The organism is Gordonia paraffinivorans NBRC 108238 (genome assembly GCF_000344155.1).
Lineage (GTDB): Bacteria > Actinomycetota > Actinomycetes > Mycobacteriales > Mycobacteriaceae > Gordonia > Gordonia paraffinivorans.
Genome location: NZ_BAOQ01000036.1, coordinates 1 through 21,513 on the forward strand (window position 1 = coordinate 1; position 21,513 = coordinate 21,513).

Annotated in this window: 22 protein-coding genes; 10 read left to right on the forward strand and 12 right to left on the reverse strand. The window is 66.9% G+C overall.

Going from position 1 to position 21,513, the window contains the following annotated elements:
- On the forward strand, positions 1–248 hold a 248-nt coding region (locus tag GP2_RS21965), incomplete at its 5' end, for a hypothetical protein (RefSeq protein WP_040527313.1).
- A gap of 733 nt (positions 249–981) precedes the next feature.
- Here the strand turns inward: GP2_RS21965 and GP2_RS21345 are convergent.
- The 3 genes from GP2_RS21345 to GP2_RS16750 all read right to left on the reverse strand — a co-directional run bounded on the left by GP2_RS21345 (position 982) and on the right by GP2_RS16750 (position 4,166).
- Entirely contained in the window at positions 982–1,590 is a 609-nt protein-coding gene (locus GP2_RS21345; protein WP_006901722.1) for a class I SAM-dependent methyltransferase, read from the reverse strand.
- Positions 1,591–1,689: 99 nt separating this feature from the next.
- Positions 1,690–2,364: a DUF3558 family protein gene (locus tag GP2_RS21350; protein WP_306302389.1), complete on the reverse strand. Its 675-nt coding sequence runs from the start codon at positions 2,362–2,364 to the stop codon at positions 1,690–1,692.
- Positions 2,365–2,897: 533 nt separating this feature from the next.
- Positions 2,898–4,166 carry a vWA domain-containing protein gene (locus GP2_RS16750; RefSeq protein ID WP_006901725.1) on the reverse strand — a complete coding sequence of 423 codons (1,269 nt, stop codon included), beginning with the start codon at positions 4,164–4,166 and terminating at the stop codon, positions 2,898–2,900.
- 97 nt (positions 4,167–4,263) lie between these two features.
- On the opposite strand from GP2_RS16750, the gene GP2_RS16755 reads away from it, so the two are divergent.
- Positions 4,264–4,983 (forward strand): NUDIX hydrolase, encoded by a 720-nt coding sequence (locus tag GP2_RS16755; RefSeq protein ID WP_006901726.1) that lies wholly within the window; start codon positions 4,264–4,266, stop codon positions 4,981–4,983.
- A gap of 717 nt (positions 4,984–5,700) precedes the next feature.
- Here the strand turns inward: GP2_RS16755 and GP2_RS16765 are convergent.
- Positions 5,701–6,363, reverse strand: a complete 663-nt coding sequence (locus GP2_RS16765) for a M23 family metallopeptidase (RefSeq protein ID WP_040527319.1) — start codon at positions 6,361–6,363, stop codon at positions 5,701–5,703.
- A 919-nt stretch (positions 6,364–7,282) separates the two neighbouring features.
- On the reverse strand, positions 7,283–8,077 hold the full coding sequence (locus GP2_RS16775) for an SDR family NAD(P)-dependent oxidoreductase (RefSeq protein WP_006901730.1): 795 nt from the start codon (positions 8,075–8,077) through the stop codon (positions 7,283–7,285).
- 126 nt (positions 8,078–8,203) lie between these two features.
- Here GP2_RS16775 and GP2_RS16780 point away from each other — a divergent pair, with 126 nt between their 5' ends.
- Together GP2_RS16780 and GP2_RS16785 are read left to right on the forward strand one after the other, a co-directional pair.
- Entirely contained in the window at positions 8,204–8,677 is a 474-nt protein-coding gene (locus GP2_RS16780) for a nuclear transport factor 2 family protein (RefSeq protein ID WP_006901731.1), read from the forward strand.
- 4 nt (positions 8,678–8,681) lie between these two features.
- Positions 8,682–8,969 carry a hypothetical protein gene (locus tag GP2_RS16785; RefSeq protein WP_006901732.1) on the forward strand — a complete coding sequence of 96 codons (288 nt, stop codon included), beginning with the start codon at positions 8,682–8,684 and terminating at the stop codon, positions 8,967–8,969.
- 3 nt (positions 8,970–8,972) lie between these two features.
- Here GP2_RS16785 and GP2_RS16790 read toward each other — a convergent pair whose 3' ends face one another.
- On the reverse strand, positions 8,973–9,566 hold the full coding sequence (locus GP2_RS16790; protein ID WP_006901733.1) for a TetR/AcrR family transcriptional regulator: 594 nt from the start codon (positions 9,564–9,566) through the stop codon (positions 8,973–8,975).
- Between the two features lie 123 nt (positions 9,567–9,689).
- On the opposite strand from GP2_RS16790, the gene GP2_RS16795 reads away from it, so the two are divergent.
- From GP2_RS16795 to GP2_RS16805, 3 genes are read left to right on the forward strand one after another with little or no spacing between them, the layout of a single operon-like run.
- The gene (locus tag GP2_RS16795; RefSeq protein WP_006901734.1) at positions 9,690–10,928 is read left to right on the forward strand and encodes an ABC transporter substrate-binding protein; all 1,239 of its coding nucleotides are present in this window, start codon (positions 9,690–9,692) and stop codon (positions 10,926–10,928) included.
- A gap of 55 nt (positions 10,929–10,983) precedes the next feature.
- Entirely contained in the window at positions 10,984–13,752 is a 2,769-nt protein-coding gene (locus GP2_RS16800) for a branched-chain amino acid ABC transporter permease/ATP-binding protein (RefSeq protein WP_006901735.1), read from the forward strand.
- The gene (locus GP2_RS16805) at positions 13,749–14,471 is read left to right on the forward strand and encodes an ABC transporter ATP-binding protein (protein ID WP_006901736.1); all 723 of its coding nucleotides are present in this window, start codon (positions 13,749–13,751) and stop codon (positions 14,469–14,471) included. Before GP2_RS16800 ends, GP2_RS16805 begins: the two co-directional genes overlap by 4 nt.
- Here GP2_RS16805 and GP2_RS21700 read toward each other — a convergent pair.
- Entirely contained in the window at positions 14,447–15,001 is a 555-nt protein-coding gene (locus GP2_RS21700) for a carotenoid oxygenase family protein (protein ID WP_247601504.1), read from the reverse strand. The genes GP2_RS16805 and GP2_RS21700 overlap by 25 nt on opposite strands.
- Here GP2_RS21700 and GP2_RS22265 point away from each other — a divergent pair.
- Complete coding sequence (locus GP2_RS22265; protein WP_006901738.1) at positions 14,882–15,331, forward strand: HAD family hydrolase; 450 nt, start codon at positions 14,882–14,884, stop codon at positions 15,329–15,331. The two genes, GP2_RS21700 and GP2_RS22265, sit on opposite strands and share 120 nt — an antisense overlap.
- Here the strand turns inward: GP2_RS22265 and GP2_RS16820 are convergent.
- The gene (locus tag GP2_RS16820; RefSeq protein WP_006901739.1) at positions 15,321–16,109 is read right to left on the reverse strand and encodes a FadR/GntR family transcriptional regulator; all 789 of its coding nucleotides are present in this window, start codon (positions 16,107–16,109) and stop codon (positions 15,321–15,323) included. The genes GP2_RS22265 and GP2_RS16820 overlap by 11 nt on opposite strands.
- Positions 16,110–16,225: 116 nt before the next feature.
- Between GP2_RS16820 and GP2_RS16825 the strand changes: the two genes are divergently transcribed.
- Positions 16,226–16,705: a M15 family metallopeptidase gene (locus GP2_RS16825; protein WP_006901740.1), complete on the forward strand. Its 480-nt coding sequence runs from the start codon at positions 16,226–16,228 to the stop codon at positions 16,703–16,705.
- Positions 16,706–16,851: 146 nt separating this feature from the next.
- A complete protein-coding gene (gene fadD5 / locus GP2_RS16830) occupies positions 16,852–18,456 on the forward strand; it encodes a fatty-acid--CoA ligase FadD5 (RefSeq protein ID WP_006901741.1) in 1,605 nt (534 codons plus the stop codon).
- Between the two features lie 312 nt (positions 18,457–18,768).
- Here fadD5 and GP2_RS16835 read toward each other — a convergent pair whose 3' ends face one another.
- The 4 genes from GP2_RS16835 to GP2_RS16850 all read right to left on the reverse strand — a co-directional run bounded on the left by GP2_RS16835 (position 18,769) and on the right by GP2_RS16850 (position 21,310).
- Complete coding sequence (locus GP2_RS16835; RefSeq protein ID WP_006901742.1) at positions 18,769–19,425, reverse strand: hypothetical protein; 657 nt, start codon at positions 19,423–19,425, stop codon at positions 18,769–18,771.
- A gap of 83 nt (positions 19,426–19,508) precedes the next feature.
- Entirely contained in the window at positions 19,509–19,985 is a 477-nt protein-coding gene (locus GP2_RS16840) for a glutathione peroxidase (RefSeq protein WP_006901743.1), read from the reverse strand.
- Between the two features lie 15 nt (positions 19,986–20,000).
- Positions 20,001–20,717: a ferredoxin reductase gene (locus GP2_RS16845; RefSeq protein ID WP_006901744.1), complete on the reverse strand. Its 717-nt coding sequence runs from the start codon at positions 20,715–20,717 to the stop codon at positions 20,001–20,003.
- Positions 20,714–21,310, reverse strand: coding sequence for a sulfite oxidase-like oxidoreductase (locus GP2_RS16850; RefSeq protein ID WP_006901745.1), 597 nt, complete (start codon positions 21,308–21,310; stop codon positions 20,714–20,716). Before GP2_RS16850 ends, GP2_RS16845 begins: the two co-directional genes overlap by 4 nt.
- Positions 21,311–21,513 lie beyond the last annotated feature (203 nt).

The window sequence follows — 21,513 nt, forward strand, 5'->3', positions numbered from 1 at the left end:
AGCGCCGTAAGCACCGCGTTAGCAGCGTCAAGGCGCCGGTCCTCGGGGAATTCAGTGAGGTGTCGCTCGACCGCTGTCGCGATGTGTTTCGCGAATACGTGGGGGACGTCGGCCTTGCCGACAGGCGTCGACTCGGCTTCCAGGGAGGAGGCATCGATGCGATGCTGAAGTCGCTGTGTGAGAACCGATTCATAGAGACCAGGGACCAAAGAATCATGCACGGTGGTGAGTACACCACGAGATCCTGACAAAGGCGTTGCCGATCGCCATCGAGTCCCGGTTCGTCCCAAATTGGCGGTTGCGGTCGTCAGGTTCAGCAATGAGTGCCCGGCTCGAGGTTGTTACGTCGGACAACGTCGGACAATTGGGAGTCGCGCGGCGCCACTTGAGTACATGTCAGCCCGAGACTTCGCCACGCGGACAGCCTGGTCCGTGTCATCGGGTACACCGTGTACCCGAAACGCGGCGCGATCTCGCTGACGTAGTTTCGCGTGTCTCGACGTCGTCGGTTCGGGCGGGTTGATCGGGCATGCAGAGTTCGTCGTAGGGGATACTCTTGTCGCCGAGCCCAATGTCCTTCTGTAACACGCTGATTTCGTCCCGTCCGGAAACAGCGATGATCTCCGACACCGACGGGTGCGTCGCCAAGGTCTCCACTACGACGATCGTGGAGTGATAGGAGAGCTCCTCCCCAACTCGATCCCTGGGTACGGTCTTGGCCGCCAAGCAGCGCCGAGGCCCTATCAATGACGAACAACCTTGCAGGTGGGAGGCGTCGGGTGATGTGGACCTTCGGCCAGAGGCAGAGCTGTAGGTGCCTATCAGGTCGACAATGATCGGGGCGAGTCTGGTTTGCTGTGACGACGCACACGATGTCTCGTTGGTCTCGAGGACGATGTCGTGGTCGAACGGTTCGTGATCTTGGGCGAACTCTCGAGGATGCAGGCCAATTCTTGTAGCGCTAGTCACCGCGATTCCAGCCTAGTCGGAGTTCCGAAGCACAGCGACCAGGAAATCCGAGTCGTCGGCAATCGGTCTCACATCCCAAGTAGAGAGAAGAACATCGGGAGTGAATCCTGCCCTCGCCGTGTCTTTGAGGAAGTCGCTGAAAGGATATCCGCGCCCGGCACCGAACCCGATAACTGCCCGGCCGTCCTCGCGGAGATGGGTGCGAAGGCGTTCCAGAACCGAAATTCGCGTACTGGGAGCAAGGAATGCCATGACGTTGCCGGCCGATACGATGAGATCGAATGGTTCGTCGATACCGACCGCGGGGAGATCGAGTTCGGCGAGATCCTGGACGATCCATCGCGGACCCGGATGGTCCTCTTCGGCTGCCGCGATGAGCACGGGATCGACGTCGACGCCGACAACGTGGTGACCGGCGCGATGCAGATAGCCACCGGTCCGTCCCGGGCCACAGCCGGCGTCTAGGATATGCGACCCGCGCGCGGCCATAGCGTCGATGAGTCGAGCCTCACCGTACACGTCGGTGCCCTCACGCTCGAGCTTGCGGAAGCGTTCGACGTACCAGTGGGAGTGCTGTGGGTCGTCGGCGACCTTCTGCATCCAGAGGCTTGGTTCGGTCATAGTGTCCATCCTGGCAAACCATGTGTCACTGGTCCGGACTCTGAGTACCGTGCCGTGATTGTCGGAGGTGCCAGATGTCGGGAGCTTGTTTGGTCTTCGCTAGCGGGGAATCGCGCCGATAGTTGCTCGCAGGAAGTCCACTGCCGCGTTGCACGCCGCCATAGGCTGCGGCTCGAGTTCGATGAGAACGACATTCGTCACAACGACTGCATTACCCGACTGCACGTAGGCGGCACAATCCCCCGGATCGATCGAACCCACGATTACTCGGCGACCGGCAATCTCAGTATCTGGATGCCAGGTTGTGGTCGAATAGTCCTCCTTATGCGCTGTCAGTCCGCCGTCGGGGCGGTCTAGATTGCCGACAAATTGGGACAGAAACGAGTGTCTGTTCTCCGAGAACTTCCATTGACAACCCCTTGCTGTCTGAAAGTCGGAGCCTGCCACATCGTTGACGGATGCTTCATCCAGGTCGAAGCGCTGAACTACAGCACCTGGTACCTGCGTACAGGGCTCATAGGAAGTGCCACTGTTGTTGCTATTCCAGCGGTTTGGGAACTCGGTCTTAAACGGAAGAGGTCGCCCAGCGTCGTCCGTTTGACGGATCTGTAGCGCAGAGACTGACTCAGCGGCAGCAGAGGGAGTTGCTGTGGGCGTCCCGCTTACGCTGCATGCTGGTAGGACCGTCATGGTCGTCGCGGTGCACGCGACCATTGCGATCCCCGTGCTGAGTTCTTGCCAATTACGCCTCAAGTTCGCTGGCACTCTCAGCATCGGCAGCTTCGAACTCGGCGGCAACTGAGCGACAGTGGGTTGCGAGGGAAGCGGTACGCGCAGCCTGCGTCGTCAGATCTGCTGAGAACGACTCAAGCATCGAGCGAACAGTCCGAGCAACTGTTCGGCCTTCTATGCAGTCGCCAAGCTTATTGGAACGCGCTGCGCCAGCTAAGAGGGCCTTGGCGCGAACCAACTCCTCAGCCACCTCCGCAACCACCGCCGCCCGCTTCTCCCATGCGGCGCGCTCCGAGCGAACGGTGTACTGCTCGCCGTCCGGACTCACCGGCATCTTCGGAGCAGGTCTGGGCAACAGAGAGTCGTCCGAGAACGGAATCGTCACAGGTCCCCCTCACGCCATGCGCGCCCCGATGGCGCCGCCACCACGCCGAACAGACTAGCGCGGCAGCAGACGATCGCCAGTCCAGCGCGATTACTGTGCATCACCGGCGACGAATCCCCAGTACAGAACATGGGGCGGCAGAGGGGTGCGGGGCCGCCGAGCCAAGACTCGCGACCCCGCACCCAGCGAGCTACCGCCGGCGACCCCTCTTCCGGTTGTTCCAGTGGTAGGAGTCCCGGGTCGCCTTCGACGCATATCCGGCACCCTCGATCCGGGCGCGCATGTTCAGTTGCTCGATGTCCCGAAGCTCCTGCTCGATCGCCATGAACTCCTCGGGCGCGGCGAGCGTCGCCGCCTCCCGCAGCTGCGCCGCCGACTTCCGCAGCAGTGTGTCACCCACATCCAGGTCGCCGGCCTCGAAGGCCTTCGACGCCTCGAGCTTTGCGGCCTGTCCCTCCTGGTACAGCTTCTCCGACTCCACCTTCGGGTTCGGCACACGACCGGAGGCCTGATCGCCGGGCACCACGTTCACCGAGATCGGCAGCGTCATGGTGTGCTCGATGAGCGTAGCGGTCTCTGCGTACCGCAGCTCGAGCGTCGCGATCTGTGCCAATCCCAGCGCGGCCAGGCCGTCGACCTTCATCCGCAACAGCAGCTTGCGCTGTTCCTCCGCATAGAAGTCGCCGAGTTCGATCATCACCTCGCCGTTGCCGACCTGGTTGACGGGCAGATCGTTGTACAGGGCCAGCGACGTCACCTCCGGGACGCACCGCACGATCAGCGTCGCAGCCTGCACCGACTTCGAGAGGAGCCCCTCGACCTCGCCGGCGATCGCTGCACCCGCGGCATCGGGGTCGTCGGCGAACACGTGATTACCGTTCCCCGAACGCGCCATCGCCGACAGCAGCGTCTCGTCGTACCCGCGTCCGTAGCCGAGGGTCGACGTCGTGATGCCGTCCGATGCAGCCTTGGCAGTCACGGCGGCGAACCGGTCGATATCGGTGAGCCCGCGGTTGACGTGCCCGTCGCTGATGACGAGGACGGTGCCGCCGCGGATACCGGCGGCGGCCGCGGCGCGTCGAAGATCCTGGAGTCCACGCAGGTAGCCCGACGAGAGGTCGGTGCATCCACCCGACTCGATCGACCGAATTGCCTGCACCGCACGGGTTTTTTCGGACAGGGGGGCGGCCGGCACGACGACCTGTGCGGTGTCGTCGAACGTCACCACACCGAACACATCGGCAGGGTTGAGCTGGGCCACGACACCGGCGAGCGCCTTCTTGGCGCCCTCCAGCGGAGCGCCGTCCATCGAACCGCTGCGGTCGAGCACGATCTGCAGGGCAGCGGGGGAGCGGTTGGTCTCGGGTGCCGCCGGCGCCGTCAGCTCGAGCAGCACGGTCACCTCGTCGGCGGACTCGTGGGCCACCATGTCCACGTCAAGAGCAGTGGAGAGTTTCATCGTCATTCCTTCCCCCGCCTCGACATCGGACCGAGACGGTGACTTTGCGCGAATCTGAGTTTACTACTTTGCGCAAACTTTCGCATAGTCTGTTTTCGTGACCAGTCGCTCGAAGAGCCTCGCCGACTACCCGCGCCCGAACGTTGCCGTCGACATCGCCGTCCTGACCGTCGCCGAAGGTGCGCTGAATGTCGTGATCCAGCGCGACGCCGAAGGGCGGGCCTCGCTGCCGGGACGGTTCATCCGGGAGAGGCACACCGTCGAACAGACGGTGCGCGAGGTCCTCGAACTCAAACTGGGGCTTTCACCCGATCACGTCCGACCGCACCTGCTGGCGGTTTTCAGTGATCCAGACCGAGATCCCCGTGGATGGACGATCTCGATCGCGCACGCGGTGGCCCTGCCGAATGTCGGGTTGTCCGGCGTCATCGGCGAACTCGCACCCGTGACACCGACCGGACGGCTGGCGTCGGGGGAGGAGCTCCTCTACGACCACGCCGAGATCATTGCAGCAGCCACCGACACTCTTCGGGAACGTTACGAGGATCAGGCGGATCCCGACGACCTGCTGCGCCCCCCGTATACGTTGTCCGAACTGCGGCAGCTCCACGAGGCGGTCCTCGGGCGGCCACTCATGCGGGACTCGTTCAACCGAAGGGTGAAACCGCTTCTAGAACCGCAGCTCGACGCCGACGGGAAACCTGCGACCAGGATCGGCGGCGGTCGGCCGGCCCGGCTGTACGCCAAGGCCGCGCCGACGGCGACGTTCGGGTGGAGGCTGCCGAGCCCGCGATCGGAGCAGGACCCCGGGTCCTAGAGGCACCGGATCCCATGGGGGATGACACAGCGTGGAAGACGTTCCGGTAGGTGCCGCGCAGGCCGGCGATCGGCTCGCGCGAGGGGTCCGTCGTTGGTGATCACGCGACCTCTGGCCTGCCTGGTGGGCGTGCTCGCGATCCTCGCGTGCGCCACTGCCAGACCTCGTCGGATTCTGACGAGAACAAGCCCACGGTGGAGATCCGCTCGAAGTGGCGTGGCGGACGGTCAACGAGCATCTCCAGGTGATCTTCCCGGGATGGGATGTCGCGCAAACTTTTCCTGAGAGCTCATCGTGGCGCGTCGACGTGTTGTACGGGTGTTCGACCGGAAGCAACTCGCTCGTTGACGGCCCGCCGTGGAGCATGCGCAACGAGAACGACGTCGACCACCTCGGTGACCCGACCCTGCGAGCGCAGGTCGACCGCGGTTTCGACACCCTCGTCGAGCGTGGCTTCGAGCCGGTCGACGTCGGACCAAGAAGGCGCCCGAGGAACGCAGCGTCCGCAACGACGCGGCATTCGGTGTGGTGCTGATGGTGTCGTGGCGCGGCAGCGACATGTGGACCCGTCCGCTCCTCGTCGCCATGCATCACTTTCCCCGGGGATGAGGAGTATTCGCAGACCAGGTGATCAACAGAACACGCCGCCAGGCCCCGGGGTGGAGGGCCTGACGGCGTGATCGTTCGACCGTTGTCGGTCTCAGGGGTGAGTGCTGGTCACGGGTGGACGCCGCGCTGGTTCAGCCACACCTGGGGGTCGATCTTGTTGCCGTTGGCATCCCAGACCTCGTAGTGCAGGTGAGGTCCGGTGGATTCACCGCGATTGCCGACGGTCGCGATCTTCTGGCCGGCGGTCACGCGCTGTCCGGCGTGCACGAAGCTCTGGTCGACGTGTCCGAAGACGCCGGTGGTGCCGTCGTCCTGCTTGACGCGGACCCACTGGCCGAAGCCGGAAGCGGGGCCGGACTCGAGCACGACACCGTCGGTCACGGCATAAATGGGCGTGCCGATGCTGTTGGCGATGTCGACGCCGTTGTGGTTGGAGCCCCAGCGCGGGCCGTAGCCCGACGTCACGGTGCCGCTGACAGGCTTCACGGCCTTGCGTGCACCCGGGGCGCCGGGGTTGTCGAACACCGACGGCGGCAGGATGTCGCGGGCGAACTTGTCCAGTTCGGGCGGAAGGTTGACGCCGGCCGGGATCTTCACGTCCGCCGGCAGGGCGTCGGCCGGGATCACCGGCGCAGGCGCGGGCTGGGCCAATGCCTGTGCTGCACTACCGACCGTCAGGCCAGCGGCGCCGACGAAGGCCGCGAGCGCGACAGCTCGGACTGCCTTCCGGGTGCGCTTCTGGGATGAGTGATGGGTGTTCAGGTAAGTCAAGGGCACAACATTTCTGTATCGGTAACGATTAGGTATCGGATCGGACACGGCCAGGCTAAACACGCGGACCTGAGCGGAGCCTGAGAAACAGGCCTGATCGTGTCTCGACTCACTCGATCGAGCGCAAAGGGCGAGGTCGGGGTGTGCGTGCTCACGTCCGAGACTCCGCAAAGCGGACATCGACGGGTCGGGGCGGAACGACGACTCCGCGTCGGAGCCGGCAACCACCGCCAACACAGGCAGGGCAATCACCGACGTTCGAGGCTCTCTGCTCCCGCGTCACCGGCAAGGCCCTCGTAACGGCCGTGACCCTCTGCGGCCACAAGTGCGCCGGAAAGTACTCCGCAAGGCGGCGAGCTGCGGATACGGGACCGACCGCTTCGGAGCGTTCCCGGGTACTCGGTCGAGACTGCTGTGAAGCGCCCCGCGACGGTGCTCGTGCTGATCACCGCCATCAGCGGCTGCGAGAGGTGCGCATACGCCCAGGCTTCAGTCTCTGGACCTGAACGGGCGCGTACTTCCAGCCGTGTCGTCGCGAGATGGGGGTGCACGAGGGTAGAAGTGGTGCCGACCGACGGTCTCGGCGACCGTCCGTCCGGTCTCTCACAGGACCACGACGTATACGGAGTTCGGATACCGCACACGACCGACGATGGGATCCCGCGGGACGTGGACCCGACCCGATCGCTCGCTGTTGCGATCGAGACCTTCTTCGACGTGTACCGAGACGTCGTGGTCAACCTGCGGCTTCCGGACGGGAATGTCGGCAAGCCATAGGACAATTACTACGCACTTCGTCAGATCGCCACGGCCGCAGGCTCAGTGCGCGTCGAGCTCGAAGCCGGCCTCGATCTCGAGATGACACCGGTGCGTTTCGACTTCGCAACGGGCCTCAACACCGCATCGGTGGCAACGGCGCTCACGTGCCCGTCTGACGCCGCCTCCCGATCTTGCGCATCGCACCGATCAGTTCGAGGCCGACACTGGGCGTGAGATCTCCGGCGCGGCTGATGACTCCGCGCCACCGCGGTAGCACGCGGAAGACCTGGCGGCTGTCCATGAGCTCCATGCCGGCGCGAACCACGGCTTCTTCGTCGAGTGGCTTGGGGCCGGCGAAGAGCATGGCGGCGCCGGGATCCGTCGCGCGGGAGGTGACCATCTGTGTGTTGACCACGTCCGGGCACAACGCCCGCGCCCGGATCGGCAGTCCCGCATGCCGCAGGTCGCCCTCCAGCGAGGTCGTGTACGAGAGCACTGCGGCCTTGGTCGCCGCGTACAGCGACAGGCCGGGCACCGGGGCGAGGGCCGAGAGGGACGCGATGTTGAGGACGACGCCACCGCCCGTGGTGCGCATCTGCGACACGGCGGCGGCCGAACCCGCCATGACACCTCGAACATTGACGTCAAGGATGGTCGCGATCTGTTCGTCGGAATAGTCCCAGGCGTCTCCTGCGAAGAGCACGCCGGCGTTGTTCACCCAGACACTCAACCGGCCGAGAGCAGCAGCTTCCTCGGCTACCCGGCGATGTGACGCGATGTCCCGCACATCCTGCTGCAGACCGACTGCGCCGCCGCCGATCTCGACGGCCGCGCGTTCAGCGGCGTCACCGTCGACGTCGGTGACGATCACACGGTGACCCTCCTGGGCAAGACGACGGGCAAAAGCGAGGCCGATGCCGCGACCGGCGCCGGTGACTACTGCTGTGGTGGGCATGCCCGGACTCTACTGCGCTCGTCTCGAGCCTCGACAGGGCCATACGGCGCGCCCTCGGGGGCGGGGCCGGCCGCCGCTCGGCCCGACTCCGGGTCTCGGCGGTCTTCGACTCCCTATGGTGGATCCATGGACACCGACGCCGCCCACATCGGAGCGATCAAGCAACTCAAGTACCGCTACTGGCGCGCCTGCGATGCCAAGGACGTCAAGGGGTTCCGAGACTGTTTCGTCGCGCGCGGCGCCCGCATCGACTACGGCCCGCTGGGGACGTTCGACGACGCCGAACCGATGGCGAAGATCTTCGAGCGGGTCGCACTGCACAAGGTCGACGGCGAATACGTGGTCTTCGACATGCACCACGGCCATCATCCGGACATCACCCTCGTCTCCGAGACCGTGGCGACGGGCCGCTGGACGCTCGAGTTCCGCCAACTGAACCTTCTCGACCGCACCGAGACACTCATGACAGGGGAGTACGAGGACGAGTACATCGTCGAGTCCGGCAAGTGGAAGATCGCCGCGAGCACGTTGACCGTCCGCTGGACGCTGCGCCGCCCGCTCGGCGACGCCGAAGTGAAGCCCGGGACCTTCGCCGGCTGATCCGATGTCCGAACCCGAACACACCCCCGACGGCCACCATGTCGTGATCAACGGCCGCAAGTGGCGCGCGACGGACCCGCTCATCCCCGACGAGCGCCGGTCGGAGCTGCAGTCGATCCTGATGGCCTGGCGCCGGGAGGTGAAGCGCACCAAGGGGGCACGCGCGGCGCGCGACGGCGTCCAGGCCGCGAAGGTCGCGCTGGGGGAGCGCGGCATCCCGTGGTGGGAGCAGACGGAGGAGGAGCGTCGGGCCCGTTGGGAGACCCCGGTCCCTCGACCGGGTGTCGGGTGAGCCTCAGTGCACGGTGATCGACTCGGCGGCGAATCGTCCTGCGCGTTCGAAGATCTCGCCGATCTTCAGGTCCGGGTCGATTCGCCAGTACCGCATGGTCGACAGATAGATCGCGGCCACCATCTGCGCCAGGAACTCCACGGGATGGTCGGTGCGCAGGTCGCCCTGTTCCAGTCCGGGCTCGATGAGTCGCCGCACCTGTGTCGTGAAGAGATGGCTGTTCTCGCCGAGGCTCTCCGACGCGGCGTACATCCGCTCGAGTTCGCCGGTCACCACCCGCATGTAGTCCGGGTCGGCCGCGGAGGTCTGGGCGAAGTCGGTGAACACGCCGACGACCCGGTCATACGTACTCAGTCGTTCGTCCAGCATCGCGTCGACCACCTCGCCGAACAGCTCCATCAGTTCGGCGTACAGCGCGTCGATCAGCGCGTCCTTGCTCGGGAAATAGTTGAAGAACGTCGCGCGCGACACCTCGGCACGTTCGGCGATCTCCTCGACCGTCGCCTCGGACCCTCGGGTTGCCAGCAGTTCTCGTGCTGCAGAAAGCAGCCGGTCCCGCGTCTGCTGTTTGTTCTTCTCTCGCCGACCCACGGTCATGGGGCAATTCTGGCATTTCGACCCCGATTTCTGGATCGTCGTCTAACTTTTGCCTCGGAGTCCGAATGTGACGCACACCACGTAGGCCTGGCGGGGGCGGGCCCATCGTCGAAGGGATCGCAGTTGAAATCACCAGTTGCTCTCAAGCGCGTACTGCGCGCGACCACCGTCATGGGTTGTGCCGGCGTTCTCGCCCTCGGCGGGCTGACCGCCTGCGCCGACGACAGCTCCGACAGCTCGAGCGGCGGCGAGACCAGCGCCCTGCCGAGCAACGCCCCGACCGGCGACCCGATCAAGCTCGGCCTGATCGTCCCGGAGGGCGGAGCGGTCACGACGCCGACGGTGCGCGAGGGCGCGGAGGCCGCCGTCGAGTACCTCAACAACAACGGTGGCGGCATCGGCGGCCACAAGATCGATCTGGTCGTCTGCAAGCAGCAGGAAGAGCCCGCCTCGGCGACCAAGTGCGCCAACCAGATGGTCGAGGAAAAGGTCGCCGCCGTCGTGTCGCCGATGGGCGCGCAGGGCGCCGTCATGGTGCCGATCGTCACCGGCGCCGGAATCCCCTACGTCGCACAGGCTCCGGTCTCGCAGGCGGAGATGGCCACCCCCAAGGCGTACATGCTGTCCGGCGGCATCGTCGCCGTGCTCGCCGGCCAGGCCGCCACCGCGAAGAAGGACGGACTCAAGAAGGTCACCGTCATGCTCGGCGACTCCGGTGACGCCGCGGCATCGGTGAAGGGTGTGGGCGAGCCTTTGTTCCAGCGTGAAGGGGTGGCCCTCAATGTCGTGACCGTGCCGGTCAATTCCCCCGACCTCACCCCGCAGATCACCGCCGGCCTCGCCGACAACCCGGACGCGGTTGCCATCCTCGGCGACCAGCGCCAGTGCATCTCGATGCTCAAGACGCTGCAGACGGTCAAACCGGACGCGCAGAAGTACCTGATCGCGGGCTGCCTCGACAAGAACGTCCTCGAGGCCACCGGCAAGGAGGCGGTCGACGGAGCGAAGGCCTTCACCACGGTGAACCTCGACTCCGACGACCCGAGCACCACGCTGTACCGCAGCGTCATAGCGCAGTACGCGCCCGACACCGATCCGGGCGGCCTGGCCTACCTGGGTTACCAGGCCGTCGCCGCGCTCGGCGAGCTGTCCGGACTCGACGGCACCGTCGACGCCGCAGCGTTCGACAAGGCGCTGTCCGAGGCCAAGGACCTTCCGCTGCCCGCGGCACCGGGAATCACCTTCACCTGCAACGGAACCGCCTTCCCGCCGCTGACCTCGCTGTGCAGCAAGGCCGTTCTCGTGAGTGACGTCAACGCCGACGCCCGCCTCGAGAACACCACCGTCGTCAACAACAACTGACAATCCGAGGAGATCGGGGGTCGCGGACATCGCGGCCCCCGATCGAGGAGTTTCCTTGACCGACCATCTCGCGTTCCTGCTCCTCGGCCTCGGCAACGGGGCCGTCTTCGCCGCACTCGGTCTCGCCCTGGTGATGACCTTCAAGAGCTCGGGTGTGGTCAACTTCGCCACCGGCGCCGTCGCGCTCTACGCCGCCTACACCTACGCCTTCCTCCGCAAGGGCGAGCTCCTCAACCCGATCCCGGGATTCCCGACGACCGTCGACCTCGGCTCCGACGTGGGAGTCGCCGCCGCGGTGATCATCTCGGTCGTGGTGGCCGCCATCCTCGGCGTCATCCTCTACGTCATCGTCTTCCGGCCCATGCGGACCGCACCGACACTCGCCAAGGCGGTCGCCGCCATCGGCGTCATGCTGGTCATCCAGGCACTCATCGCACTGCGCGTGGGGGAGAACACCCCGAGCGTCGGACCGATCTTCAAGATCACGACGTTCAGGATCGGCACCAGCACGGTCCCCACCGACCGGCTGCTGCTCGCCGCGGTCATCGTGGGCATGGCCATCTGCGCGGCACTCGTGTTGCGCTACACCAGGTTCGGTGTCGCGACCGAAGCGGCTGCGGAGTCGGAGAAGGGCGCGCTCGTCACCGGCATCTCGCCCGACCGGGTCGCGATCGCCAACTGGGCGCTGTCCTCGGCCACCGCGGGCCTCGGCGGCGTGCTCATCGCGCCGATCGTCCCGCTCAATCCCGTCGCCTACACGATGTTCATCGTGCCCGCGCTGGCATCGGCGCTGGTCGGCAACTTCACCGCGATCTCGGTCACCGTCGCGGCCGGTCTCGTCATCGGCATGCTGCAGTCGGAGGCGACCAAACTCCAGACCTCCTGGGACTGGATGCCCGACGCCGGTGTGGCCGAGGCGGTTCCGCTGATCCTCATCATCGGGTTCCTCCTCATCCGCGGCCAGCCGCTGCCCGGGCGCGGGGCGGTGGTGCGGCAGGACCTCGGTCGATCACCCCGTCCGGAACGACTGCTGGTCCCCGGACTCGTCGGTGTCGCCGTCGCGGTCGTCGCCCTGTTCACGACCTCCGGAAGCCTCCGGCTGGCCGTGATCGCGTCGATGATCTACGCGATCATCGCGCTGTCCCAGGTCGTCGTCACCGGATATGCCGGGCAGGTGTCCCTGGCCCAGCTCACCCTCGCCGGTGTCGGCGCCTACTCGCTGAGCCGCTTCAGCGAGAACCTCGACCTGCCGTTCCCGATCGCGCCGCTGCTGGCCGCGTGCGCCGCCACCGTCATCGGCGTCGTCGTCGGCCTGCCCGCCCTGCGGGTGCGCGGCCTGCCCCTCATGGTGGCGACCCTGGCGCTCGCGGTGTTCTGCGAGGCCTTCTGGTTCCGCAACCCGTCCCTCAACGGCGGCCTGCAGGGTGCGCCGGTGGCGGCCCCGTCCCTGTTCGGCCTCGACCTCGGAATCGGTGCCGGCGAGGGCTATCCGCGACTGGCCTTCGGCATCATGTGCCTCGTCGTCCTGACGGTCGTCGCCTACGCGGTCGCGATGCTGCGCCGCAGCGGACTCGGCGCGTCGATGCTGGCGGTGCGCGCCAACGAACGCTCGGCGGCCGCCGCCGGGATCAACGTGGGCGTCACCAAGCTCGTCGCCTTCGCCATCGCGTCGTTCCTGGCCGGTCTCGGCGGCGCGTTGCTCGCCTACCAGCAGACGCTCGCCACCGCGGGAACCTATGCGGTGTTCGCGGCGATCGGACTCTTCGCGGTCACCTACGTCGCGGGCGTGACGTCGATCTCGGGTGCGATCGTCGCCGGCATCATCGCACCTGGCGGCCTCATGTACTTCCTCGTCGACAAGTACCTGTCATTCGGCGACTACTACATGCTCGTCAGCGGCATCCTGCTGGTCGTCACCGTGGTCACCAACCCCGACGGCCTGGTCGGTTATCTGCACACCCTGCGGTTGCCGGGACGACGAACCGCGCCGTCGCCGGCGGCGCCGACGCACGAACCCGCACCACCGACGTCTCTCGAGAAGGCCGATGCCGCAGAGGGTCCGGTGATCCTCTCGGTCCGCAACGTGACCGTTCGCTACGGCGCCGTCACCGCGGTCCACGATGTCGGCTTCGACGTCCGGGAAGGCGAGATCGTCGGTCTCATCGGCCCCAACGGCGCAGGCAAGACCACGCTCATCGACGCCATCAGCGGGTTCGCCCGGGCCGAGGGCACCGTCGATCTCGACGGCACGACGCTCGACGGCCTGGCGCCGCACCGCCGCAGCCGCGCGGGGCTCGGGCGCACCTTCCAGCACATCGAGCTCTACGGCGAGTTGTCGGTGGCCGAGAACCTCGCCATCGCCGCCCGTCGCGCACCCGGCGAGACGGGCGAGAACGTGCACAACGTGCTGCGCATGCTGGAGATCGAACACCTGCGGGACACGCCCGCCGCCGATCTCTCACAGGGACAGCGCCAGTTGGTCGCGGTGGCCCGCGTGCTGGCCGGGCAACCCCGGGTCGCGCTGCTCGACGAACCGGCGGCCGGCCTCGACAGCACCGAGAGCCGGTGGCTCGGCGATCGGCTGAGAGCCGCACGCGCACACGGCGTCTCGATGGTCCTCGTCGACCACGACATGGACCTCGTCCTCAGCCTGTGCGATCGGGTCATCGTGCTCGACCTCGGCGCCGTCATCGCCGACGGCACGCCCGAGGAGGTCCGCACGTCACCGGCAGTGGTCGGCGCCTACCTCGGGACGCCGACCTCGGCAAAGGTCGGACCGCAGGAACCGTCGGACCCATCCGGGGTGCTGGAGGAGATGTCGTGACCGTGCTCGAATGCCGTTCCGTGGACGCCGGGTACAGCCGCGGCGCCCCCTGCGTCCACGGACTCGACCTGACTGTCGACCCGGGAGAGATCCTCGCCCTGCTGGGACCGAACGGCGCAGGCAAGACGACGCTGCTGACCACCCTGGCCGGACTGCTGCCGAGACTCGGCGGCGACGTGACACTCGCCGGTCAGTCCCTCAAGTCCGGTGACGCCCGGGCGGCCGTCCGCGCCGGATTGGTCCTCGTGCCCGACGACCGTGCGCTCTTCCGTCGCCTCACCACCAAGCAGCACCTGCACCTGGCCACCCGCCTTCGCGGCAGGGCGCGCACCGAGGCGGTCGACGGGGTCCTCGACCTCTTCCCGTCGCTGACCAAGCGCCTCTCGGTTGCTGCCGGCGACCTGTCGGGCGGAGAACAGCAGATGCTCGCCATCGCGCGTGCGCTGCTGCAGAACCCCAAGGTGCTCCTCATCGACGAACTGAGCATGGGGCTGGCCCCGATCGTCGTCGAGTCGATCCTGCCGGTCCTGCGCGATGTCGCCGATGCGCAGCGAACGGCTGTGGTGCTGGTCGAACAGCATGTGCGGCTCGCACTCGACACGGCGGACCGGGCCGTCGTCCTGGCCCACGGCGAGGTGGTGCTGGAGGACTCCGCGGCGTCCCTGGCGACGGACCTTGGACGCGTCGAGGCTGCCTACCTCGGCACGGCCCGCGTCTGAGCCGTCGGTTCTACGAAGGGGGAGGGCCGGGCCGGTAGATCGCGTCGGTGATGCGGTTGGCGATGTCGGCGTGGGTCAGAAACCGTGCCGGCGACAGCAATTCGGCACACACCGCACCGACCATGAACTCGACCGCGGCTGCCGGATTGGGCGCGAGATACCCGGCGATCGGCGAATCCTCGATGAACGCCAGCGCCCGATCGGTCACGATGTCGATCAGCGTCGGGTGGCCCTCGCGCCGGATGACCCACGGCACCATCGACGCCGCGTCGTATCGGAGCGCGGCCTGCACCAGATCGTTGTTCGCGGAAGTTGCAGAGGTAGTTGTTCCAGGTGGCCCATCCCCCGCTGGGGTCGTGGGCGACGATGTCGACCACCGTCTCGTGGCCGTCCTCGTAGGCATTGGCGACATGGAACATGAACAGCGACTCGTACTCGAGCCGGATCGGTCGCCCGCCGTCACGAGGCAGGAGGACGATCGTGGTGCCGAGTTCCGGCCGGTACGAGAGCGCTTCGCCGAATGGGCGCAGCCCCAGGGCGACCGGGATGGGTCGGTGGACGAGAACGCCGGGCCCGCCTTCGGCGGCCGGCTCACGCGACTGCGCATCAACCGTCGGACGACCGGCGTCCGGCGCGAACTGCTCAACGACCGCGGATGCGAGTTCCCGCAACTGGATCCGGAGATCTACCGGGAACTGTTGCGTCGACTGGACTGCGCCGGACCGGAAGTGGTCTACATCGACGACTTCGCCGAGAACCTGCCGCCCGCAGCAGCACTGGGGAAGACGACGATCGAGTTCACTGGTCCGCGCGAGCTACGGGAGACGCTTGCCGGGCTCGGGATCGAGGTCAGTCCATGACGTCGCGCACGCGGGTGTTCTCGTGCCCGGCGAGCAACGCCTGATTCGAGTTCTTCATGTGCCGCTGCCAGTGCGCGGCCGCCCCGGGGCCGTCGCCGGCGCGCACCAGGTCGACGAGCTTCTGATACGAGCGGATCAGCTTGTTGTACTGCGCCCGCGTCATCGGGCCCTCGTTGATCGTGCTGGCGATGTGACGCTCGGCGATCTCGTGCAGCATGCCGGCGATCATCGCCATCGCGGAGTTCCCGGACAGCTCGATCATGCGGCGGTGGAACATGACCGACGCCTGGGCGAGCGTGTCGTTCTCGTAGGCCTCCTCGAGATCGACGTCGATGATCTTCTGGAGCTCGTCGAAGGCCTCGGCGTTGCCGGTCTCGGCGAGCATCTCGGCCGCGGCCGGCTCGATCACCTCACGCGCCTGCATGACCTCTTTCAGCGATGTCCCCGACAACTCGAGCAGGAGACCGGCGGGACGCGCGACGATCTCGGGGCCGGGGATCCGGATTCTCGCCCCGGTGCGTGATCCGCGACGGACCTCGACCAGTCGCTCGGACTCCAGGACGCGCACCGCTTCACGCAGGGTGGGGCGGCTGACCTGGAAATGGGTCATCAGCTCGGCCTCGTGCGGGAGGAAGTCGCCTTCCTTGAGCTGGCCGTCGACGATCATGCGGCGGAGGGTCCGGGCGACGAGCTCGGCGGTCTTGGGGGAGCGGATGGCACCCGATGACGATGTCGTCGTGGGCACCATCATGGGAGCCAGGTTGACAGGCTTTGTCATGGGCACCTTCCTCGGTCATCATCGTCAGCGGCATCGTCGCGAGGCCGTCCGGCCATCTGATACACGCAGTTGTCACACTGAGTAATACAAGTCGAGTCTACCGAACCGGTGCGAACGTGTCGGACGCAAACCCGATCGCGGTCTGGTTGTATCGCGCTCGCGCCTTTCGCCCGACGAGAAAGCCGGGGCAGGACAGGAACCCGACATCGGGCAACTCCGAGCGTGTCGCCAGCATCTCGCGCGCGTCGAACGAGGCCCGGGCGCAGGGTGTTCCGTTGTGGATCACCTCGGGGAAGCGGTCCGACGCGCAGCAGCGACAACTCTGGCGTGATGCCATCGCCGCCTACGGCAGTCCGGAGGCCGCCAGACGCTGGGTCCTGCCCGCAGAAGAGTCCCCGCACGTCCGTGGCGACGCCGTCGACGTCGGCCCGCGCGAGGGCGCGTCCTGGCTGGAGGCGAACGGCAACCGCTGGGGGCTGTGCCGCACCTTCATGAACGAGTGGTGGCACTTCGAGCTCGCCACGACCCCCGGAACCCCGTGCCCGCCGATGTGGCCGGATGCAGCGGTCCGAGCCGACCGCCTCGCCCGTCACTGAGACCCGCAGTCGCGTTCGCCGACCGGATCTGAGACATCCGGTTTCCGAATTGCCCTGAATTCACGGTGCCCTCCAGGCTCGTCTGCGTAGGGTGTGATCCAGACAACATCGAAGTCGATCACGCACGTCTGACACGGGAGCCGCTGATGACCGCCAGCACCGAAGCCGCCACCGATCTGACCGCCGAGCCGTACCGCTCGCGCCGTAATCACTGGAACAACCAGGTTCACCGCCACGCGTTCATGACGCCGGACAAGGTGGCCATCACCTACCGGGATCAGCACACCACCTGGAAGCAGCTCGACGACCGGGCGCGCGCCTTCGGCGCCGCACTGCACCGGCTGGGTGTCCAGTTCGGTGACCGCGTCCTGATGGCGCTGCTCAACCGCACCGAATACATCGAGGCAGTCCTCGGAGCGACGCAGATCGGGGCGATCCCCGTCCCAGTGAACATCCGCATGAGCCCGGCGGAGGTCGCCTACCTGGTCTCCGACAGCGGGGCCAAGGTGATCGTCACCGAGAAACTGCTCGCGCCGCTCGCCGACGCGGTGGCCGCGTCCACCGGCGCGCTGGAGACGTTGATCGTCGTCGACGGCAGCGACAACCCGAACCACCTGGAGTACGAGAGCCTGCTGGCACCGGGCGACGCGGACCTGCCGCTGGTCGATGTCCCGGAGGACACCGTCGCGGCCATCATGTACACCTCGGGCACCACCGGAAAGCCCAAGGGCGCCATGCTGACCCATCTGAACTTCCAGGCGCAGGCGGTCACCACCATGGCCACCACCGCCGCCGCGGACTCCGACGACGTCTCCTCGGTGGTCCCGCCGATCTTCCACATCGCGGGACTCGCGGCGTTCGCACCTGTCTTCTATCGCGGGATCCGGGCGGTCATCCACCCGCTCGGGGCGTTCGACCCGGACGAGATGCTCGACACGCTCGAACGGGAGGGCACCACATCGGTGTTCATGGTCCCCGCGCAATGGCAGGCGGTCTGCGCCGCCCAGAAGGCACGCCCCCGCAAGCTCCGTCTCCGCAACATCAGCTGGGGCGCGGCGCCGGCGTCGGACACGGTGCTCAACGCGATGAGCGAAGCCTTCCCCGAGGCGGCCAACATGACCGCATTCGGACAGACGGAGATGTCACCGGTGACGTGCATCCTCGAGGGCAAGGACGCCCTGCGAAAGCAGGGATCGATCGGCAAGGTCGTGCCGGCGGTGACCGCGCGCATCGTCGATCCGCTGATGAACGACGTCAAACCCGGCGAGGTGGGGGAGATCGTCTACCGTGGCCCCAACCTGATGAAGGGCTACTGGAACAAGCCCGAGGAGACCGCAGAGGCGTTCCGCGGCGGCTGGTTCCACTCCGGCGACCTGGTCCGGCAGGACGAGGAGGGCTTCCTCTACGTCGTCGACCGCGCCAAGGACATGATCATCTCCGGCGGCGAGAACATCTACTGCGCCGAAGTCGAGAACGTCCTGTACGGCCATCCCAAGATCGCCGAGGCGGCGATCATCGGCCGCGCCCACGAGAAGTGGGGCGAGGTGCCGGTCGCCGTCGTGGTGCTGGCCGAAGGCGTCGAAGACCTGAGCCTCGAGGAGCTCGAACCGTACCTCAACGAGAACCTCGCGCGGTTCAAGCATCCGAAGGACCTGGTCATCATCGACGAACTTCCCCGCAACGCCGGCGGCAAGGTCGTCAAACCCAAGTTGCGCGAGCGCTTCGGCAGCAAGGACGCGGGCCTGCACTGACGCGCCTGATCGTCAGCCGGTCGCGATCTCCGTATGGGAGGTCGCGACCGGCCTCGTTGTGAGCCCGCCCGGCGGCAAGGAGTCGCACGACCTCGATCGAACCCGCCGGTGCACAGCGACTTTCGACGTTCCACCTCGATGCGACGTTGTGGATGAGCCCTGATATTCGCTCCGCTCCGCTACACCGACCTTCAGAACGCATCACCCCGGCCGAACTCGCGCTGTATGCAGCGCTACTCGACCACGCCTACCCGAACTGAGGCGCCGACCGAGTCCGGAAAGCCGCTCCCGGCAGCAGCGGCCTGACGGCCGCTACTTCTTGGGTTTCTTGGCGGCCGCGAGCTGACGTCCCTGGCGTCGATAGCGCCAGATGAAGTAGCCGACGAGGGCGAACACGATGACGCCGACGATCACACCCCACAACGAGGCCGCCCGGAATCCTGGGGCCTCGACGTCGAAGATGCGTTCGCCCGCGTGCGCACCGTTGCCGCCGCCGGCGACGACGGCCAGCGTCAGGAGGTTCGGGATCGCGGCGAGAACGCCCAGCACGGCGAAGGCAATCGTCGGGATGTTCCTCAGCCGACTGCGGTTCAGGAACGAGAGGGTGAAGAAGAGCAGCGGCAGGAACGTGCAGACGAAACCGATGACCAGGCCGGTCCACACCCCGCTCGCCATGGAGCCGTTGACGCGCCGCCCGATCTGTCCGGCCCACCACCGCGGCAGGAAGGCCTCGAGGATGAAGTAGGTGACCACCAGCAACGCGGCGATGACGAGGCCGATGACGACCTTCTTGACGAGAGCGTTCGCGCGCTCGCCGGCCGTCGGCTTGGGTGGGGTGTCGGTGACAGCGCCCCCGGCAGGCGTCGACCCCGGAAGGGTCGACGACGGCTGCGCCGGATCGGTGTGCGGCATCGGAGGCGTGGGCCCGCCCGGTTCCGACTGGGGTGCCGAGAACTGCTCGTTGCTCATGCGCCCGAGTGTAGGCGCGATTCGCGACCCTTCAGCTGTGTCGCCGGTTTCCGGGCGTCACGCCGGAGTGTCGCCCGGATCCGTCACAGCACCTGCTCGATGGCCCCGGTCAGTTTCTCGGGCTTGGTCGCGGGAGCGAACCGCCCGACGACCTGGCCGTCGCGGTCCACCAGGAACTTGGTGAAGTTCCATTTGATCCGGCCGCCGAGGATCCCCGACTTCTGGGCGCGCAGCCACTCGAACAGCGGGTGGGCATTCGAGCCGTTCACCTCGACCTTGGCGAACATCGGAAAGGTGACGTCGTAGGTGAGGGAGCAGAAGTTCTTGATCTCCTCCGCGTCGCCGGGTTCCTGGTGGGCGAACTGGTCGCACGGGAAGCCCAGGACATGGAGACCGCGGACGGAGTACTTGCGGTGCAGCGCCTCGAGACCCTCATATTGCGGGGTGAAGCCGCACTTCGACGCGGTGTTCACGATGAGGAGGGGATCGCCGCGGAAATCCGAGAGTGAGACCGGATTGCCGTCGATGTCGGTGGCGGTGAAATCGAACGCGGAAGTCATGACGGCAACGCTACGTCAGTCCCCGAAGCGCTCCAGGCGGATTCGGTTCTGCTGGTGGCCGGCCTCGACCATCCAGGCCGCACACGCCTCCACGAACCCGTTGGGACCGCAGATGTACACGGTGGGCTCCGACGACGGAGGGAGTGTCAGTCTGGCGAGTTCGGCCGCATCGAGCCGGCCCGCCGGCCGTGGCGAGCCCGCGGGCGCGACACGGCTGTGCACCACGTGCACGTCCATCCGGCGATGCTCGGTGAGAAGCCTCAGCTCGTCGCGGTAGTACACGTCGTCGGGCGTGCGAACCGAGTACACCAGGGAGAACGGCGTCTGCGGGGCCTCGATCTCGCGCGCGCGGATCATCGACATCAGCGGCGCCACACCCGATCCGCCGCCGATCAGCTGGACCGGACGGTCATCTCCGGACGCCCAGGTGAACCACCATCCGTGCGGTCCGCTGATCTCCAGCGGATCCCCGACCTCCACCACATCGCACAGGTAGGGCGACACCTCGCCGTCGTCAACGCGCTCGACGGTGACCTCGATGCTCCTCGGCTCCCTCTTGTCCGACACCGAATAGGTCCGGGCCGTCGAATAGCCGTCCTCCGCGGTGAGCCTGATGTCGATGTGCTGCCCCGGCAGAACGTGGAGGTCGGTGTCCAGCCGGAGCCGGAGGGTGCGAGCGGACGGGGTGATGTCGGCGACCGCGGTCACCGTCGTGAGCAGCCAGCCGGTCACGAGTACCGCTGCTCGCGCCAGGGATCGCCGTACATGTGGTACCCGCGTTCCTCCCAGAATCCCGGGGTGTCCTGGGTCATGAAGCGAAGGCGCCGCACCCATTTTGCGCTCTTCCAGAAGTACAGATGGGGCACGAGGAGCCGTGCCGGCCCGCCGTGTTCGGGGGCGAGCGGCTCCCCGTCGTAGGTGTCGGCGATCCACCCGCGCCCACCGACGAGATCGGCGAGCGGGACGTTGGTGGTGTAGCCGCCGTGGCAGTGCGCCATCACGTACGGCGCCGGCTCGAAGGGCAGCACCGACAACAGGGTGTCGAACGAGACCCCGCGCCACCGCGTGCCGAACTTGGACCACCGGGTCACGCAGTGGATGTCGGTGGTCACGTCGTCGTGGGGCAGTGCCCGGAACTCCTCCCAGGACAACGTCTTCGCGCGATGGTCCGCGGACTGGACCGCCAGCGACCACTTCTCGAGCGGGATCGACGGCGTCGGCTCCGCCGAGAGGACCGGGAAGTCCAGTGTCGTGTACTGCCCGGGCGGCAGCCGCCTGGACTCGCGGTCACGACGGCCCACGAACCCTCTGTTGACGATCGCCATGTGGACCGAGTGTACGGGCGTCGGGAGATCTGGCACCGCAGTCCGCCGCCCCGGATACCTGGAGGCGGCCTCGGCCTGCGGAAACGCGGTGACCACCTCCTGCCTGTGGCGGGAACCGGGGGACTGGTGTGGGTCGGGCTGGTCGCGGTCGCGGTGCCCGCCGTCGAGGTCACCGGTTTCCGACGCCGCGACATCCCCTGACA

Coding starts and splice junctions, on each gene's coding strand:
- GP2_RS21345 (WP_006901722.1), bottom strand. CDS start 1,590: ATGACCGAACCAAGCCTCTGGATGCAGAAGGTCGCCGACGACCCACAG.
- GP2_RS21350 (WP_306302389.1), bottom strand. CDS start 2,364: ATGCTGAGAGTGCCAGCGAACTTGAGGCGTAATTGGCAAGAACTCAGC.
- GP2_RS16750 (WP_006901725.1), bottom strand. CDS start 4,166: ATGAAACTCTCCACTGCTCTTGACGTGGACATGGTGGCCCACGAGTCC.
- GP2_RS16775 (WP_006901730.1), bottom strand. CDS start 8,077: ATGCCCACCACAGCAGTAGTCACCGGCGCCGGTCGCGGCATCGGCCTC.
- GP2_RS16780 (WP_006901731.1), top strand. CDS start 8,204: ATGGACACCGACGCCGCCCACATCGGAGCGATCAAGCAACTCAAGTAC.
- GP2_RS16785 (WP_006901732.1), top strand. CDS start 8,682: ATGTCCGAACCCGAACACACCCCCGACGGCCACCATGTCGTGATCAAC.
- GP2_RS16790 (WP_006901733.1), bottom strand. CDS start 9,566: ATGACCGTGGGTCGGCGAGAGAAGAACAAACAGCAGACGCGGGACCGG.
- GP2_RS22265 (WP_006901738.1), top strand. CDS start 14,882: ATGGAACATGAACAGCGACTCGTACTCGAGCCGGATCGGTCGCCCGCC.
- GP2_RS16820 (WP_006901739.1), bottom strand. CDS start 16,109: ATGACAAAGCCTGTCAACCTGGCTCCCATGATGGTGCCCACGACGACA.
- fadD5 (WP_006901741.1), top strand. CDS start 16,852: ATGACCGCCAGCACCGAAGCCGCCACCGATCTGACCGCCGAGCCGTAC.
- GP2_RS16835 (WP_006901742.1), bottom strand. CDS start 19,425: ATGAGCAACGAGCAGTTCTCGGCACCCCAGTCGGAACCGGGCGGGCCC.
- GP2_RS16840 (WP_006901743.1), bottom strand. CDS start 19,985: ATGACTTCCGCGTTCGATTTCACCGCCACCGACATCGACGGCAATCCG.
- GP2_RS16850 (WP_006901745.1), bottom strand. CDS start 21,310: ATGGCGATCGTCAACAGAGGGTTCGTGGGCCGTCGTGACCGCGAGTCC.